Here is a 16,389-nt window from a genome sequence, read left to right on the forward strand (position 1 = left end):
CCACAGAGGAAGCCCGGTGTCCACCGGGCGAAAACGAACGGCCGCGTGTTCCCCCTCACCCGACGAAGGGTGTCCGGACGCTGCCGAAACCGCAGCGTATGACATGCGAGTGACAACTGAGGACCGTATTAAGGCGACTTGACGGGGCGGGCCGACGGGCATGCCGTGGGGTGTCGCGCCCGCCCGGTCGGTGTGCGGCGCGGCGACATCAGCGGTCCCCTCAGCCGCCCCGCCCCGTCCTCCATTCCGTCCGGCTTCCCAGGAAGGTCACGTTCTCCCAGGTCAGAGCCGGTTCGCGCATCCCAGCGTTCCAGAATGGCCGGGAGGAATGGCAGCTGGGACGCCGCATGGCACAGGCTTGGGCCATCCGAGAACGGCGCCTCGCCGGACACGGTGACCGGCCCCGCTCAACTCCGCCCGCTCGACTCCGCCCGCACGGCCCGCGCTTCCTGCGCACCGCGCCCCGGGCAGCACGGCCGGGGCAGCACGGCCGGGACAAGACCGACCGACACAGGTCACGGCCAGAAGACCGTCTTTCCGATACTCAGAGAAAGCAGCTCCGTCATGCGTACAGCCACTCGTCTCCTCTCCCGCTCGGCCGCCTCCTCCATGGTCGTCGCCGCCGCCCTCGCGCTCGTCGGCATCCAGGCCGCCGCCGGGCAGACGGCCTCCGCCGCCACGAAGCAGACCCCCTCGGTCGTCACCTGCACCGCGGCGAACACCAAGCTGACCGTCACCGAGGTGTCCCGTCCGATCAACCACCTGCTGCTCAAGGCCACCAACACCGGTGCCAAGCCCTGCTACGCCTACAGCGCCCCCTACCTGAGGGCCGGCGCCGACGCCCAGGCCCCGCTGCCGTGGGCCCGGGAGACCACGCCGCAGGCCGTGGTGATGCTCAAGCCCGGTCAGTCCGCCTACGCGGGCGTCCTGACGTACTCCCCCGACGGTGCAGGGGGCGGCGCCGAGAAGACCCTGGGCGTGATCCTCACCGACAAGAAGGGCGGCGCGACCGGCAAGGAGAAGACCCTGAAGCTGCCGAACGGCGGTGTCTTCTTCAACAGCGCCGCCACGGTCACTTACTGGCAGGACAACGCGGCGGACGCCCTCTCCTGGTGACCGCCCCGGCGTCCCCGGGCAGGCGCGGTGCGCGGCAGGGCCGTACGGCAGGCGCGGGCGCCCTCGCTTCCCGGGCAGGGAGCGCGAGTTCGATTCGCGTCGTCCGCCGGCCGTGGAGGAAGCCCCGGACTGTCGGTCCGGGGCTTCCCCGCCGTCAGCGGGTCTGCGCCCACACCGCCAGCAGACCCACCACGGCCGTGCCCGCTCCGTAGCACGCGCCCCGGAGGAACTGGTCGGCCGCGATGCGGCGGCGGCGTGAGATCCACCGCGCGGCATCACACGTCGCCCGGCCGCAGCGCGCCCCCGCGGCGGACAGCCGTCGTCCGGTGACCTTCCGTCGGCCCGGGGGTGCCGCTTTCTCCGTGGAGCACCCTGAGCGGGCGCGCCGTACTTTCATGGCGGTTGCACCTGCCTTCCTCGGTGTGGTGGTTCTCCCCGGGCAGCCGGGCACGGTCGCTCGGGTCGCGCCGGCCCGAGTGGCTGCGATCGGGGTTCTGGCGGGGTACGCGGCAGAGCCGGCGTCACCGTCCGGCGAGGGCCGGGATCGGGTGGGCGGCCTGCGCGGGGCGGAGCAGCCGGAAGGTGACCCGGCCGTCGGCGTCGATACGGGCGCCGTGCACGGCGGGTTCGGGCAGGCTGTTGTAGTGGAAGGGCGTGGAGAAGTAGTAGGCGCCGGTGTCCGGGACGACGACGAGGTCGCCGACGTCGAGGAGGGGCAGCGCCCGGTCGCGTGCCAGCAGGTCACCGGCGAAGCAGCACGGGCCCGCGATGTCCTGCCGTACGGGTCGGCCGTGCTTGGCCCGGCCGTGGGGATCGTGGGCCTCGATCCGCAGGGGCCACGCGTCGGGGGCGAACACCGTCCGCGTGGCGACCTGTGCTCCGGCGTGGGTGATCGCGATGGGACGTCCGCCGACGGTCTTGGTGTACTCGACGTACGCGGCGGTGAACCCGTTCTTGGCCAGCACGGAGCGGCCGAACTCGGTGACGATCTCGTACTCGCCCGAGAACAGGGCCGGCGCGTGTTCGCGCAGGTGGTCCACGTAGGTGTCGAAGCCGGGCGTCGTCTCGTCGTCGGCGAAGTTGACCGGCAGTCCGCCCCCGATGTCGATGCCGGTGACCTGCCGGTGGCCGAGGTGGGCGTTGATCTCCTCGGCGAACTCCACCGCCTTCGCGATGCCCCGGGCGATCAGGTCCAGGGGGCAGCCCTGTGAGCCGACGTGCGTGTGCACCCAGGTGAGCCAGGGGCGGTCCCGGTACGTCTGGAGCAGTCGTCGTCGGTTGCCCTCGTCCTCCAGGGGGATGCCGAACTTCGAGGTCGCGGTGGCGGTGCTCATGGCGGTGATCGAGCCGGCGCCGACCTGGGGGTTGACGCGCACGCCGATCCGCGAGTCGGAACGGCGGGCCGCCAGGATCTCGTCCAGCCGCGCCAGTTCCTGGAAGCTGTCCGCGTTCACCGCGACCCCCAGGCTCAGGGCCCGGGCCAGTTCGGCCCGCGTCTTGGCAGGGGAGTCGAACACGATGTGCTCGGGTGCGAAGCCCGCCTCCAGCGCCTGGGCGAGTTCGCCCGCGCTGGCGACCTCGCAGCCCATGCCGCTCAGGCGCAGTTCCTCGAGTACGGGAACCAGGCAGTTCGCCTTGGCCGCGAACGCGTGCAGGACCCGGAGGGAGTCGGGGAACGCGCTCCGCAGGGACGTGACGGTCTCGTTGACGCCGTCGAGGTCGACGAACCCGGCCAGTACGGCCGTCTCGGGTTCCAGGAGTCCCTGTTGTACGGCTGCCCGCAGAATCCGTTCACGCCGGTCGGCCTTGTCGGAACCACTCATCGTGCACCCTCCCTGAGCCGGGGTCTCACCGCCCCACGATCGCCGTGGGGCGGACCACCAGACTCCCGTCGCGGCGGTGCGGGTGTCTTCGTCGGGAGTCCCGGTGTTCCGCCGCGCGGTTCTCACCGCGGAGCGAAACCGCGGACGTGGCGCAGCCGCCGTTGTGCCCGGGCACGAAGAAGCCGCCCCTTCTTCGTGGCGGCGCCCGAGGGCTCACGCCTCCCGGCCCCCGCGCTCGAGGAGGCGCAGTTGCAGCTGGGCGAGGAGCCGGGCGTCCGGACTGCGGAGGTCGAGCCCGGACACCTCGGTGATCCGGCTGATCCGGTGCCTCAGGCTGTTCGCGTGCACCCCCAGCGCCCGGGCGGTGTCCGGCACATGGCCGAAGTGGTCCAGGTACACCCGCAGGGTCCGCACCAGGGTGCCCCCGCCGTTCCCGGCGTCGAACGCCACCAGGCGTGCCACCGGTGTCTCCGGCGCCGGGGCCGGTCCCGTCAGCGTGTCCAGCATCTGGTTCAGGGCGATCGACTCGGCCACCTCGTCCGCGGAGGCGACGGTGCGGTGCTCTCCCGCCGAGAGCAGGGCCCTCAGTGTCAGGTCCGCCGACCGGCGGGACTCGGGCAGGGCCGCCAGGGTGTCGACCACCGTGCCCAGACCGATTCTCGTCTCCGGCCCGAACACGTCGGCCACCTGCCGCACCAGTGACTTCCCCAGACGCGCGACCTGTTCGACGGCCCGCCGCACGTCCTGGTGCAGCGCGCCCACCAGGACCAGGGCCCCCTGGTCGACCGGCACCACCACCGACGTGAGGCCGTTCGCGCCGCAGCACACGGACAGCAGGGCGCACAGCCTTCCGGTCTCCTCCCCCTTGCAGGAGGCTCCGGGACGTACCGCCAGGACCGCGCAGTGCCCGTGCGCCGGTATCCCGGTGCGTTCGGTCAGTACCTCGGCGGATCCCCGTCCGTCGAGCAGCGCACGGGCCGTGTCCTCGACCAGTCGGGCGTGCGTGCGGTGCGACCGGTGGTGCAGCAGGTGTGCGGCGGCCGCCCGCGCCGCCGACCGCAGTGTGTCGGAGGCGTGCGGCGGGAGGTCACCGCCCGCGGCCGCCACCCAGATCGATCCCAGGATCTCCCCGCCCGCCCGGACCGCCACCACCAGGCGTTCGGGATTCTCCCCGTGCGCCGGCCGGTGGATGACGTCCCCCGAGCCCCACAACGCCTGGAAGAACCCGGCCTCCCGCATGGCGGCCACGCGCCACTCCGGCACCCGGCGGCCGAGGATCGTCAGCCGGCGCAACTCGTCCACGTCCTCCTTCGTGGACGAGTACGCCAGGACCCGGGACTCCACGTCCTCGATCGTCACCGCGCCGCCCACCAGGACCGCCACCGCGTCGGCCAGCCCGTTCAGGTCGCCCGGCAGCACAGCCGCCACAGCCGGATCGGCGGGGACCCCGGACAGGACCAGACCGGCCCGCAGCGCGCCGACCAGCTCGGTCCAGCCGCACCACGCCGTCCGGAAGAGCACCGCCGTACCGGCGTCCTCGACGGCCGCCCGCAGCGCCTCCGGGGGCCGCCCCGACCTTCCCGGCCCGAAGACCACCGCGGCCGCGCCCGATCCGGCGGCCCCGCGCACGACGTCGACGGCGGCGGCCGAGTGCGGATCGACGCCCACGGCCAGCACCACCTGCCCCCGGGGCGGCCCCGCCTCCAGCGGGTCCAGCACGGTGACTCCCTCGACCACGACCCCCAGACCGCGGGGAGCCATGTACGGCTCCAGCGCACCGGCCCCCATGACCGACAGCAGGCTCTCCAGCGTCGGTCCCGCCGCGGTGCCGTCCCCCTGCCCCGCCCTCTCGTTCAGCGCCATCCGGCCCCCCACTTCGGTGCGTCACGTGACGGTGAGTGTAGAAGGCCTCACAGGAACGAGTGAGGCATATGCCCAAAAGCGGTGTCCGTCCGGTGGTCAGCCGGAGGGCTCCCACGGGGTCGGTGCGTCCGGCTGCTCCTGCGGAGGGGACACGACGGGGCACGCGTGGTCCGACTGCGTCATCGCCCATCCGTCCCCGAACACATGGAGGCCGCTGGGCGCGGCGGAACGGCGCGCGGTGTCGCCGTCGGCTTCCGCGTCGGCGGTGGGGACCGACGAAGCCGCGTGGTTCACCGTGCACGTCAGCTGGAGCATGGCCCGGCGGCTCAGCGGAGCCGTCTCACCGGGGAGTTCGACGAAGAGGATGCCGCCGTCGACCGCCACCCGCGGCGCGTCCGTCAGGCGGGGCAGCTCCGTGGTGGCCGTCGGGGCCTCGTTCGCGGCCGACGCTTCGAACAGCAGGCGTACGACGGCCTCGAGGTCCCCGGCGTCGTCGATCCGGTGGGGACGGGGCGTCAACTCCCCGTCGCGCAGGAAGAAGAGGGGGATGGTGGCGGGCGTCGAGGACGGTGTCGCACTGGGGGAGAACATGCCGCTCGCCGGCGCACCGGTCTCGATGACACCGGACGGGGGGACTCCGCACGCCGTGAGCGCGACCGCGGCCACGGCCGTGAGCCCGGACAGCAGCGCTGCCGTCCGCGAGCCCCTCACCGGGTGCCCCCGTCGGCCTCGGTGTCGGTGTCGTCGTGGTACAGCGGGAGTTCGACCGTGAACACCGCGCCGCCCCGGGGCAGGTTCGCCGCCCGGATGCGCCCCCCGTGCAGGCGCACGTTCTCCGCCGTGATGGCCAGACCAAGCCCGCTGCTCTCGCTCCTGGCCCGTGAGGTGCTCGCCTTGTAGAACCGCTCGAAGATGTGCGGCATGGCCTCCTCGGCGATCCCCGGTCCGTTGTCGGTCACCTCGATGACGGCCCACGCCATGCCCGCCCCGTCCACCCGTACCCCCATGGTCAGCCGCACGGGCGGCGCTCCGTGCCGCAGCGCGTTGCCGATCAGATTGGCCGTCACCACGTCGAGTCTGCGCGGATCGACGCGCGCGCGGAGCTCACCCGGTCCGGGCAGCCGGGTCTCCACCTGCTCCTGCCGCCACCGGGAGGCGATGGTGCGCCGTACGGACTCGGCCAGGTCGATCTCGTCCCGGTTGAGTTCGGCCGCCCCCGCGTCGAAGCGGGAGATCTCCATCAGGTCGTTCACCAGTCCACTCAGCCGGTTCGTTCCCTCGCTGATGAGCCGCAGCGCCTCACCGGTCTCCCCTTCCCCCTCCAGGTCCAGCACGTCGGTGACCGCCGACATCGCCGCCAGCGGCGTGCGCAGCTCGTGGGAGACGTCCGCCACGAAGCGGCGCCCCTGGGCCTCCAGGCGGCGCAGCTCCCGTACGGTCCGCTCCAGCTCGGCCGCCGTCTCGTTGAAGGACTGGGAGAGATCGGCCAGTTCGTCGGAGCCGGTGACGTCCAGCCGGACGTCGAGATGCCCCGCGGCCATCCGGCGCGTCGCCCGGCGCAGCGCCCGTACGGGACGCAGTACGCCGCTCGCGGCGAGCAGCGCCAGGACGACGGCGAGGCACAGGGCCACCAGGGTGGCCCGCTCGATGCCGTGGACCATGGCCTCGACGTACCCCTCTTCGGTGGTCTGCGGGACCTCCAGGTACATCACGACTCCGGAGAGCCTGGTCTCAAAGCCCTCGCCCCAGGTGTACGTGACGGGCATGCCGACGACGAGACGAGGGCGCCCGTCGACGTTCATCCGCTGAAACACCGCGACACGTCGGTCCCGGACGGACCGGAGCATTCCGGGGCTCAGCTCGACGAAACCGGCGCTCGGCGCATAGGCGCGGTGGCCGCCGTACGTGGCCATGATCCGCCAGCCCGACGCACGGTTCGCGTACAGCACCTGGTCCACCGCGGACTGGAGGTCCACCTGGTCCGGGGCAATGGGGATGGAGGGCGCGACGGCGTCGACGCTCGTACGGAACTGGTTGATGACGGAGTCCTGGCTCTGCTGGAGCACCCCCGTGCGTGCCTCGCGGAAGGCGAGGGCCCCGGTGCCCAGGGAGCTGGCCATGGCCACCAGGACGAAGGACGTCAGCAGGCGGGGGCGCAGACCGCGCAGGGGAAGCGGGATGCGCGCCAGGGCCGCCCGGAGGAAGCGCCGGGGGCCGGCACCCGGTACGGCGGCGGGGGGCTCTTCAGTCGTGGGGACCTCGGGTGCGGTTCTCCGCGCCCCGGCGGTCTTCCGCGTCCGTACGGTCCTCCGTGTCCGCGCGGACGTCCGGTCGCTCATGAGGTGCCGAAGCGGTAACCGAATCCGCGTACGGTCTGCACGTAACGGGGAGTCCTGCCCTCGCCGAGCTTGTTGCGCAGTCGCTTCACACAGGCGTCCACGAGCCGTATGTCGCCGTGGTAGCTGTGTTCCCAGACCGCTTCCAGCAGCTGCTGGCGGCTGAACACCTGGCCGGGCGAGGCCGACAGGGTCAGCAGCAGCCGCAGTTCGGAGGGGGCGAGGGCGACGGGTTCGCCGCGGTGCGTCACCACGAGCCCGGCGCGGTCGACGACCAGCTCGCCGTGCGTCTCCGCCCGGGGACGGGTGCCGTCCGGCAGCGACGCGTCCTGTCTGCGCAGCACGGCCCGTATCCGCGCGTCGAGCACCCGGGCCTGCACGGGCTTCACCACGTAGTCGTCCGCACCGGTCTCCAGTCCCACGACCACGTCGACGTCGTCTCCCCGGGCCGTCACCATGATGATCGGCACCTGGTCGCGGTCCCTGATCCGGCGGCACACGTCCAGGCCGGACATGCCGGGCAGCATGAGATCGAGCACGACGACGTCCGGCCGGAAGGGGCGGAGCTGTTCCAGCCCTTCCTCCCCCGTTTCCACGGCGGAGACCTCATGCCCCTGGTGCCGCAGACCCAGTTGGACGGCCCTGCGGACATCTTGGTCGTCTTCGACGATCAGAATCCGTGGCATTTCGGCAGTGTAAGCAGACCGGATGAGACGACCGTCCCGAGGAAGGCCCCTCTCCGACCGCCGTTACACAACGATCACACGGGCCGGGGAACGCGGGCGTCGTTATCTTTCCGTGACAGTCTCGGCTCATGGGGATCATCTGGGATCACCAGATTGAGCTGCCATGTATTCGGCACGAGAGCGGCAATCCGCACCCGCCACCGGCAGCACCGCGGCCGGTCACCGCGCCGGTCACCGCGCCGGCCGTCGGCGCCGGTCCTCCCATCGCCGGGGACGGCCGCGCCGCCGGGGCCGGGGCCTGCTGATCGGCCTGCTGGTGGCCGTCGGCCTGCTGGGTTCGACGGCGTACCTCCTGGGAGGCGGGCGGAGCGACGCGTCGAGCGGTGCGCCGCACCCGCGGAGCACGCACGTCGCCCCCACTCCCACACCCACACCGCCCCCCTCCGCCTCCCCTTCCTCCTCCCCCTCCCCCTCCGCGAGCCGGACCGAGATCGACGTCCCCCCGAAGGGCAGCGGGACGTTCGTCACCGCGCAGGCCAGTGGGAAGACGGTGGGCAGCGGTTCCCGCCCGGTGCGCTACGTCGTGGAGGTCGAGACCGGCCTCGACATCTCGCCGTCCCAGGCGGCGAACGAGATCGCCGAGATACTCGCCGCCCCGCGGGGCTGGACCCACGACCCGGACAACGCGTTCCAGCTGGTGGGCGCGGGATCGCCGCACGACATCACGATAAAGATCGCGACACCGGCGACGGCGGACGCCCTGTGCTGGGCGGGCATCCAGCAGGACACCGGAGGCGAGTACAACTGCGAGGTTCCCGGAGGGGTGGTGGTGAACCTCAAGCGCTGGGTCAAGGGCTCACCCAACTTCGACGGGCCGATCCATGAATACCGGGCGCTGATCATCAACCACGAGGTGGGGCACTTCCTCGGTCACTCGCACGTGACCTGCGGGGGCGCCGGGCGACTGGCCCCCGTGATGATGCAGCAGATCAAGGGCCTGCACGGCTGCGTCGCCAACGCCTGGCCCTACGACGAGAACGGTGACTTCGTCACCGGGCCGCCCGTCTGACCGGCGCCGGTCCCGAGGCCGGCCGTCACGGCGGACGGCCGTTACAGCTCGGTCATGTACCGGCCCCAGGGCCATGAACTGCCGGCACCACTGTGAACTCCGCGTTCTCCTGCGTCCGCAGGCGGAATCCCCCCTCCCTCCCGATCGGATGGAAGTAGATGACTCGTTCCCGCACTGTCCGGAGACTGGCCGCCGCGACGGCGGTCGGTCTGCTGCCGCTGCTGGCGGCTTGTGGCGCCGACACCGACACCGGCACCGGCTCGGAGTCCCACGCGTCGGACGGTGGGAAGACCACGGCCGGATCGTCGGGGCAGCTCGACATCCCCGCCGACGCGAACGCCGATCTCAAGAAGCAGTACCTCTTGGAGAACGCGATCGCGGCCTGCATGAAGAAGCAGGGATTCACCTACACCCCCGTGGCCCCCGAGGATCCCGCCGCCTCCTGGGACACCTACGGGGCGGACTACGCGCTGACGAAGAAGTACCGGCAGAAGTACGGTTTCGGCATCTACGCGGGCATCGTCTACCCCGACGACGCCGGCGCGTCGGGCAGTGCGGCCGCCCAACAGGACTCGAACAAGACGCCCAACGCGGACTACGTGGACACGCTCACTCCCGAGCAGAAGGCCGCGTACGACAAGGCGTTGGGCGCTTTCCCCGACCCGAAGGCCGGTGAGAAGAACTGGACCGGCTGTCAGGGTGAGGCCGACAAGAAGGTCTACGGCTCCTCGTCGGCCCAGGAGCGGGGCACCGAGGCCACGAACCGGAACCAGGCCAACGCGCAGGCGCTCAACGGTGATCCGAAGCTGGTCGCGCTGGCGCAGTCGTACGCCTCGTGCCTGAGGAAGGAAGGCATCTCCGTCACGACCACGCAGCCGACCGGCGTCGGGGAGATGGTCAGGTTCCAGGCGCTCGACTCCGCTCCGGCCAGTACCATCCCCACCGTCGACAAGGACGGGAACACCCAGGAGCCCATGAGCAAGGAGGAGGCCCTCCCGCTGCTCACCAAGGACATCGAGCTGGCGATGCGGGACCTGGAGTGCGGCAAGGAGTTCCGGGCCGCCTACTTCCCGAAGTTCCTGAAGGCCCCGACCAGCGGTGGCGGTGCCGGGTGAGGCAGCGCCCCGAGCCGGCCGGCGCCCGTCCCGGACGGTTCCGCAGGCTGACCGGCACCCGTTCCGGACAGCTGACGGTCGTCGTCGCCGCGGTGGCGCTGGTCGGGGCGGGCGGCTGGTTCGCCGGATCGCGGATGCAGTCGCCCGCGGACGCCGCCGCCTCGCACCGGCCGCCGGAAGCCGGTCCCGTCACCGTCGCGGTCGAGCGGCGCTCGCTCACCGCGAGCGTGGTGGCCCAGGGCTCGGTGGAGTTCGCCTCGCCGCAGAGCGTGAGCCTGGCCGGACCCGTCGGCTCCCCGGACTCCGGGTCCGGCGAAGCGGGGGCCGGCGACAGCGTCGCCCAGCGGATCACCAAGGCACCGGCGGCCGGGGCGGAGGTGAAGGAGGGCGATGTGCTGATGCAGATGAGCGGGCGGCCGGTCCTGGTGCTGCGGGGCACCGTGCCGATGTACCGGACGCTGGGACCCGGCGCCTCCGGGGACGACGTCGAGCAGCTCCAGCGGGCGCTGGCCCGGCTGGGCTTCGACCCCGGTTCGGCGGACGGGACGTACGGGCAGTCGGACGCCGCGGCGGTGAGCCGCTGGTACGAGAGCAAGGGCTACCGCGCCATGGAGCCCACCGTCGCCGACAAGCAGCAGCTGGGGACGCTCGAAGCGGCGGTGACCACCGCGCAGCAGGCCCTCCTCGCGGCGCGGAGCCCGGGCGGCGGGTCCGGGGGAGCCGGCGGCTCCGAGGAGCCCGGCGGGCCCGGGGAGTCCGGCGGCTCCGGGGAGCCCGGCGGCGGCTCCGGGGAATCCGGCAGTGGCTCCGGAGACGGGTCGGGCACCGGCGGGGACGCCGCCGAGCTGGAACTCAAGTCGGCACAGCAGCAGTTGGACGCGGCCAACACCGCGCTCTCCGCCTTCCAGGCCGGTTACGGAACCAAGGTCCCCGCCGGTGAGGTGGTCTTCCTGCCGGAACTGCCGGCCCGGCTGGACAAGGTGTCCGTGAAGACGGGGGACACCCCCTCCGGACCGGTCGCCACGGTGACCAGCTCCAAGGTCGTGGTGCGGGCCGTGGTCCCGGCCGACGACGCCGAGTTGCTCCACAAGGGCATGCGGGCCCGGGTGGAGACCACCGACGGCACGACGGCGGACGGCGAGGTGGTGGCACTCGGCGACGAGGTGCCGAAGGACGATCCGGCCGACGCCGGCAAGCGGCAGGGGACCTCGGACGGCGGGAGCGACGGCAGCTCGGCCCCCGTACAGGTGCAGATCTCCGTGCCGGCGGGGACCCTGGCGAAGAACGCCGCCGAATCCGCGAAGGTCACCATCGAGGTGGGCTCGTCGGAGGGCGCGGTGCTGACGGTGCCCCTCGCCGCGCTGCACACGTCCGCCGGCGGGAAGGCCCGGGTGCGGGTCGTGCGCGGCGGCGAGGTGGTGGACGCCGCCGTCGAGGCCGGGCTCTCCGCGGACGGTCAGGTGGAGGTCACCCCGTCGTCCGGTGCCGCCCTGAAGCCCGGCGACCAGGTGGTGGTCGGGCGATGAGCGGTCCACCGATGACCGGTCCGCCGTCCCCCGTCGTGCCCGACGCGGACACGGTCATCCAACTGACCGACGTGGGCCGGACCTTCGACTCCGAACCGCCGGTGCACGCCCTGCGCGAGGTGAACCTGACCGTTCGGCGCGGCGAGCACCTGTCGATCGTCGGCCCGTCCGGTTCCGGCAAGTCGACGCTGCTCAACACCCTGGGGCTGCTGGACCGCCCCACCTCGGGCACCTACCGGCTCGACGGGGTGGAGACCAACGCGCTCGGCGACCTGGAGCGCACCGCGTTGCGCGGCAGCCGGATCGGGTTCGTCTTCCAGTCCTTCCACCTGCTGCCGTACCGGACCGTGGAGGAGAACGTCATGCTGGCCGAGACCTACCGCCGGCCGCGCCCGGGGCGCGGCCGGGCCGACCGCCGTACCAGAGCCGAGCAGGCACTGCGGCGGGTGGGTCTGGCGCACCGGGCCGGCTTCCGGCCGGACCGGCTCTCCGGCGGTGAGAGACAGCGGGTGGCGATCGCCCGGGCGCTGATGAGCGACCCCGCCCTGCTGCTCTGCGACGAACCCACCGGCAACCTCGACAGCGAGAACACCGAGTCGGTGCTGGACCTCTTCGACCGGCTCGGCGAGCAGGGCATGACCCTGGTGGTGATCACGCACGAGGAGGCGGTCAGCGGGCGGGCCCACAGGCGGGTGAGGATCAGCGACGGGCTGCTCACCGAGGAGCACCGATGAGGTCCCGGACCCGGGCCGGGGGGACCGTCGAGCGCCCCTGGATGGACTTCAGGGACCTGTGGTCCGAAGCGCTGGCGGGGGTGCTCGCCCGCCCGATGCGCTCCGCCCTGACCACGCTGGGCACCGTCCTGGGCATCACCACCCTGGTCATCACCATCGGGGTCTCGTCCACGGCGGGCAACCAGATCGTGGGCCGGTTCGACGCCCTGACCGCCACCTCGGTCACGGTGGGGGTGCCCTCCGTGGCCTCCGCCGACCCCGGTCCGCTCGTGGACTGGTCGGGGGTCGACGCGGTGCGCCGGCTGGCCGGGGTCGAGTCGGTGGCGGCGATCGCCGACTCCCAGGAGACCGCGGGCGTCGAGGTGCGCGCCCACCACGTGGTCGCTCCCGGCGAGACCACCGGCCAGACCATGGCGGTCGTCGCCGCGTCCCCCACGCTGCCGGCCGCGGTCCGGGGCGGGATGACCGCCGGGCGCTTCCTCGACGACGGGGACATCGCCCGGCACGACCGGGTGGCGGTCCTCGGCGACCAGGCGGCGCGGCTCCTCGGCATCGACTCGGTCGGGAACGCTCCCGCGGTCTTCCTGAAGGGCCAGGCGTACACGGTGATCGGGATACTCGGCGGAGTGGAGCGGGAGCAGCAGCTCGCCACCGCGGTGATCCTGCCGCCCACGACGGCCGCGGACCGGATGGGGCTGGGGACCGTGACCCGGGTACTGATCAACACCGCGCTCGGCGCGGCCGGCCAGGTCGCCCGCCAGGCGCCGATCGCGCTGGCCCCCGGAGCCGAGGCTTCCCTGACCGTGACGGCACCGACCGATCCGGCCGAGGCCCGCAAGGGAGTGCAGGGGGACGTCAACGGCCTGTTCCTGGTCCTCGGGCTGGTCTCGCTGGTGGTCGGGGCCATCGGTATCGCCAACGTGACGCTGGTGACGGTCATCGAGCGGATCGGGGAGATCGGACTGCGCCGCGCCCTCGGGGCCTCGCGGCGGCAGGTCGCCGGCCAGTTCCTGGTGGAGTCGACGACGATCGGGCTCCTCGGCGGTGTCGTGGGCGCCGCCCTGGGCATGGTCGTCGTGGTGATCGTCTCCGCCGTCAAGGAGTGGACACCGGTCCTGGACGTCCGCCTCGCCCTCGGAGCCCCGGTCGCCGGGGCCCTGGTGGGACTCCTGGCCGGCCTCTACCCGTCACTGCGGGCCTCCCGCATGGAACCGGTCGACGCCCTGCGCGCGTAACCGTGCCCGCGGGCAGGCCGGGCAGGAACAGCCGGTGCGGGCTCCGTGGGGACGGGACGCCCGCACCGGCCGGTCGGTCACGGTCGTGCCGCGGGTGCGCCGAGGAGACACCCGCCGCCCCATGCACCAGACTCGAAGGGAGACCGCCGGTCGACCACGCTCGAAGGGCCGGACCCGTGCACGACGTTCCGCTGTGGCTGTGGATGGTCTTCGCCGTCACCGTACTGGTGTCCCTGACCGTCGATCTGCTCGCGCACCGGCAGGCCCACGTCATCGGGTTCCGGGAGGCCGCCGCCTGGAGCGGGGTCTGGGTGGGACTGGCGATCACCTTCGGCGCCGTGGTCTTCCTCGTGGTCGGGACGACCGCCGGAGTGGAGTACACCACCGCATGGCTGCTGGAGAAGAGCCTCTCGGTCGACAACCTCTTCGTCTTCGCGCTGATCTTCGGCTACTTCCGTGTCCCGCGCGCCTACCAGCACCACGTCCTGTTCCTCGGCGTCCTCGGCGCCCTGGTCTTCCGAGGCGTCTTCCTCGCCGCCGGCGTCGCCGTGGTCAGCCGCTTCACCGCCGTCCTGTTCGCCTTCGCCGCCGTCCTCTTCTACAGCACCTACAAGATCCTCAAGGAGGAGGAAGACAGCTTCGACCCCGGCAGGAGCATCGCCGTACGCCTGCTCCGCAAGGTCGTCCCCGTGCGGGACGACTACGCCGGCGCCCATTTCTTCGTCAAGGAGGCCGGCAGACGCGTCGCCACCCCGCTGCTCGCCGTCGTCGTCGCGATCGAGGCCGCCGACCTCGTCTTCGCCGTCGACAGCGTGCCCGCCGTCCTGGCCGTCAGCAGCGACGCCTTCATCGTCTACACCAGCAACGCCTTCGCCATCCTGGGCCTGCGCGCCCTCTACTTCATGCTCGCGGGCCTGCTGGACCGGTTCCAGTACCTGAGCAAGGGCCTGGCGCTCATCCTCGCCTTCATCGGCGTCAAGCTCGTCCTCCAGGCGTCCCACGAGATCATCAGCCCCGCCGTGCCCGAGATCCCCTCTCCGCTCAGCCTCGCCGTCATCGCCACCGTCCTGAGCGTCTCCATCGCACTCAGCCTGCTGCGGCCCCCGCCCACCGGCCACGAGGACGCACCGTCGGCGGCCGGCACCGGTCCGCCCGAGGGCCGCACCGAGGATCGGTGACCGGACCCGAGCACCAAGGGAATCCCAAGAGAGACCAAAAAGGCGATAACGTTACATTATGTCCGAAATGAAGGAGCAGCCGGCACCGTCTCGGGCCGAGCACGTGTGCCGCTCGTGCAAACACCCCGTGCACGCCGTCCTGGAACGGCACAAGACGATGGGGGTCTACGTCCCCTCATGGGCCGCCGGTCCCTGCCACAACCCGAAGTGCCCCGACTACGTACCCGAACAGGTATCGGTCACTTCCGTACGCGGCGAGACCTGGCGGACGCTCACCGGCTGGCAGCGCGACTGAACCGGAAGGGCGGCCGGACCTCGACGGCCGGCCGGCCTGCCGTACCCGTCTCCCGCGGGACCGTTCCCGGTCGGTGAGCAGGGGTTCGGGTCCTGGACCCGTCGCCGCTCGCTGCGGACACACCGAACGGTGCCGGGTGTCCGGGTCGCCCGCGTCCGGGGCCGTCAGTGCGGGCCGGGCTGCCATTCCTCCGCCAGGATCGCGTGCACCACCGAGTCCCGCCAGCGGCCCGCCTTGTGGACGTGGCCGCGGATCGTGCCCTCCTCCGTCATGCCCGCCGCGGCCATCGTGCGGGCCGAGGCGGTGTTGAGGGGGGAGCGGGCGCCCCAGACACGGTGGAGGTCCAGGTCCTCGAAGGCCAGGGCCAGCAGGAGGCGTACGGTCTCGGTGCCGTGGCCGGCGCCCCAGGTGTCCGGGCGGAGGGCGAAGCCCATGGTGGCCGCGCGCTGCTGGTGGGGGTCCATCGCCAGCCGGGCGAAGCCGATCAGGCGGCCGGAGGGCGGGGCGACCACGGCGAGCGCGTACTCGGTGCGGGGCTCCGCCGTCGCCGCCGCGACGGAACGGGCGACGATGTGGCCGGTCTGTTCCCGGGTGCGGGGCTCGAACGACAGGTGTTCCGTCGCCTCGGGGTCACCGTAGACGGCGAGCACCGCGTCGACGTCGTCGACGGTGAGTTCGCGGAGACCGAGGCGCCGGCCGGAACGCTGGACCGGGTACATGCGGGGAACCCTATCGCCGCGGCGGGGAAGGGAACGGCGACCGCCGGGGCGGGACGGCTTCCGCTGAGCGTCGGCCGCCGCCCCGGCGTCACCCCGGCACCCGGCCGGTCCGCTCTGGCCGGGTGCCCGCCGCCCCCACCCGGGGGGCGTCAGGTCCTCAAGGGCGCTCGATGGTGATGAAGGGGTCCCACTGGAAGTACCCCTGCAGGTTGCGGTGGCGGTCCAGGATCTGGAAGTAGAAGTGGTAGACGACCTTGCCGGTCCGCTTGACCGTCGTCCGCCAGTAGTGGTCCTCGTACTCCTGGGTCGTGAACGCCGGCGTGCCCTCGCTCCCCTCCTGCGGCATGGGGTAGACGCCGTCGACGACCTCGATCTCCGGGGTCCTGATGAGCACGTGGTCGTTGTCGCTGCTCACGTACCGGTACAGGAGTGCCTTGTAGTCGCTGCCGAGCGACAGCGTCGTCTCCCGCCACTTGACGCTGTCCCCGGGTTCGGCCCGGAGGTTCAGCTCGGCGCCCGACGTGCCGATGATGTGGTCCTGGCGCGTCGTCATGTAGATCAGGCTCTCGTCGGCGTAGGTCGGTGCGTCGGGGTTCCGCGACGCGCTCGGGTTCCGCTCGACGATCGTGGCCGCGTCGAACGCGATCAGCACGTTGAGTTCAGCCATGTCCTGCCCCTTTCGGATACGGGTCGT

The 16,389-nt window shown here is 72.3% G+C and carries 15 protein-coding genes; 8 read left to right on the plus strand and 7 right to left on the minus strand.

Annotation, left to right across the window (positions count from 1 at the left end):
- Positions 1-564: 564 nt before the first annotated feature.
- The gene (locus KUM38_RS00630) at positions 565-1,116 is read left to right on the plus strand and encodes a DUF4232 domain-containing protein (RefSeq protein ID WP_217127251.1); all 552 of its coding nucleotides are present in this window, start codon (positions 565-567) and stop codon (positions 1,114-1,116) included.
- A gap of 521 nt (positions 1,117-1,637) precedes the next feature.
- On the opposite strand, the gene KUM38_RS00635 is transcribed toward KUM38_RS00630, so the two are convergent.
- From KUM38_RS00635 to KUM38_RS00655, 5 genes are all read right to left on the minus strand, one after another.
- Positions 1,638-2,939 (minus strand): diaminopimelate decarboxylase, encoded by a 1,302-nt coding sequence (locus KUM38_RS00635; protein WP_217127252.1) that lies wholly within the window; start codon positions 2,937-2,939, stop codon positions 1,638-1,640.
- Between the two features lie 213 nt (positions 2,940-3,152).
- Positions 3,153-4,802, minus strand: coding sequence for a CdaR family transcriptional regulator (locus KUM38_RS00640; RefSeq protein WP_217127253.1), 1,650 nt, complete (start codon positions 4,800-4,802; stop codon positions 3,153-3,155).
- 96 nt (positions 4,803-4,898) lie between these two features.
- Positions 4,899-5,513: a hypothetical protein gene (locus KUM38_RS00645; RefSeq protein WP_217127254.1), complete on the minus strand. Its 615-nt coding sequence runs from the start codon at positions 5,511-5,513 to the stop codon at positions 4,899-4,901.
- Complete coding sequence (locus KUM38_RS00650; RefSeq protein WP_254396475.1) at positions 5,510-7,141, minus strand: cell wall metabolism sensor histidine kinase WalK; 1,632 nt, start codon at positions 7,139-7,141, stop codon at positions 5,510-5,512. Before KUM38_RS00650 ends, KUM38_RS00645 begins: the two co-directional genes overlap by 4 nt.
- Positions 7,138-7,824 (minus strand): response regulator transcription factor, encoded by a 687-nt coding sequence (locus tag KUM38_RS00655; RefSeq protein WP_217127255.1) that lies wholly within the window; start codon positions 7,822-7,824, stop codon positions 7,138-7,140. The genes KUM38_RS00650 and KUM38_RS00655 overlap by 4 nt, the downstream gene beginning before the upstream one ends.
- Positions 7,825-7,987: 163 nt before the next feature.
- Between KUM38_RS00655 and KUM38_RS00660 the strand changes: the two genes are divergently transcribed.
- From KUM38_RS00660 to KUM38_RS00690, 7 genes are all read left to right on the plus strand, one after another.
- Positions 7,988-8,893 (plus strand): DUF3152 domain-containing protein, encoded by a 906-nt coding sequence (locus KUM38_RS00660; RefSeq protein ID WP_254396476.1) that lies wholly within the window; start codon positions 7,988-7,990, stop codon positions 8,891-8,893.
- A 158-nt stretch (positions 8,894-9,051) separates the two neighbouring features.
- Positions 9,052-10,008 (plus strand): hypothetical protein, encoded by a 957-nt coding sequence (locus tag KUM38_RS00665; RefSeq protein WP_217127256.1) that lies wholly within the window; start codon positions 9,052-9,054, stop codon positions 10,006-10,008.
- The gene (locus KUM38_RS00670; protein WP_308408871.1) at positions 10,005-11,534 is read left to right on the plus strand and encodes a peptidoglycan-binding protein; all 1,530 of its coding nucleotides are present in this window, start codon (positions 10,005-10,007) and stop codon (positions 11,532-11,534) included. Before KUM38_RS00665 ends, KUM38_RS00670 begins: the two co-directional genes overlap by 4 nt.
- Positions 11,531-12,268, plus strand: a complete 738-nt coding sequence (locus KUM38_RS00675) for an ABC transporter ATP-binding protein (protein ID WP_217127257.1) — start codon at positions 11,531-11,533, stop codon at positions 12,266-12,268. Before KUM38_RS00670 ends, KUM38_RS00675 begins: the two co-directional genes overlap by 4 nt.
- Positions 12,265-13,503, plus strand: coding sequence for an ABC transporter permease (locus tag KUM38_RS00680; protein WP_217127258.1), 1,239 nt, complete (start codon positions 12,265-12,267; stop codon positions 13,501-13,503). Before KUM38_RS00675 ends, KUM38_RS00680 begins: the two co-directional genes overlap by 4 nt.
- Before the next feature lie 176 nt (positions 13,504-13,679).
- Complete coding sequence (locus tag KUM38_RS00685; protein WP_217127259.1) at positions 13,680-14,681, plus strand: TerC family protein; 1,002 nt, start codon at positions 13,680-13,682, stop codon at positions 14,679-14,681.
- A gap of 58 nt (positions 14,682-14,739) precedes the next feature.
- A complete protein-coding gene (locus tag KUM38_RS00690; protein WP_254396477.1) occupies positions 14,740-14,976 on the plus strand; it encodes a hypothetical protein in 237 nt (78 codons plus the stop codon).
- 164 nt (positions 14,977-15,140) lie between these two features.
- Here KUM38_RS00690 and KUM38_RS00695 read toward each other — a convergent pair whose 3' ends face one another.
- Positions 15,141-15,695 carry a GNAT family N-acetyltransferase gene (locus tag KUM38_RS00695; RefSeq protein ID WP_217127260.1) on the minus strand — a complete coding sequence of 185 codons (555 nt, stop codon included), beginning with the start codon at positions 15,693-15,695 and terminating at the stop codon, positions 15,141-15,143.
- Between the two features lie 157 nt (positions 15,696-15,852).
- Positions 15,853-16,362, minus strand: a complete 510-nt coding sequence (locus KUM38_RS00700) for an inclusion body family protein (RefSeq protein WP_217127261.1) — start codon at positions 16,360-16,362, stop codon at positions 15,853-15,855.
- Positions 16,363-16,389: the final 27 nt, after the last annotated feature.

It is taken from the genome of Streptomyces sp. AC558_RSS880 (genome assembly GCF_019049255.1).
GTDB lineage: Bacteria > Actinomycetota > Actinomycetes > Streptomycetales > Streptomycetaceae > Streptomyces.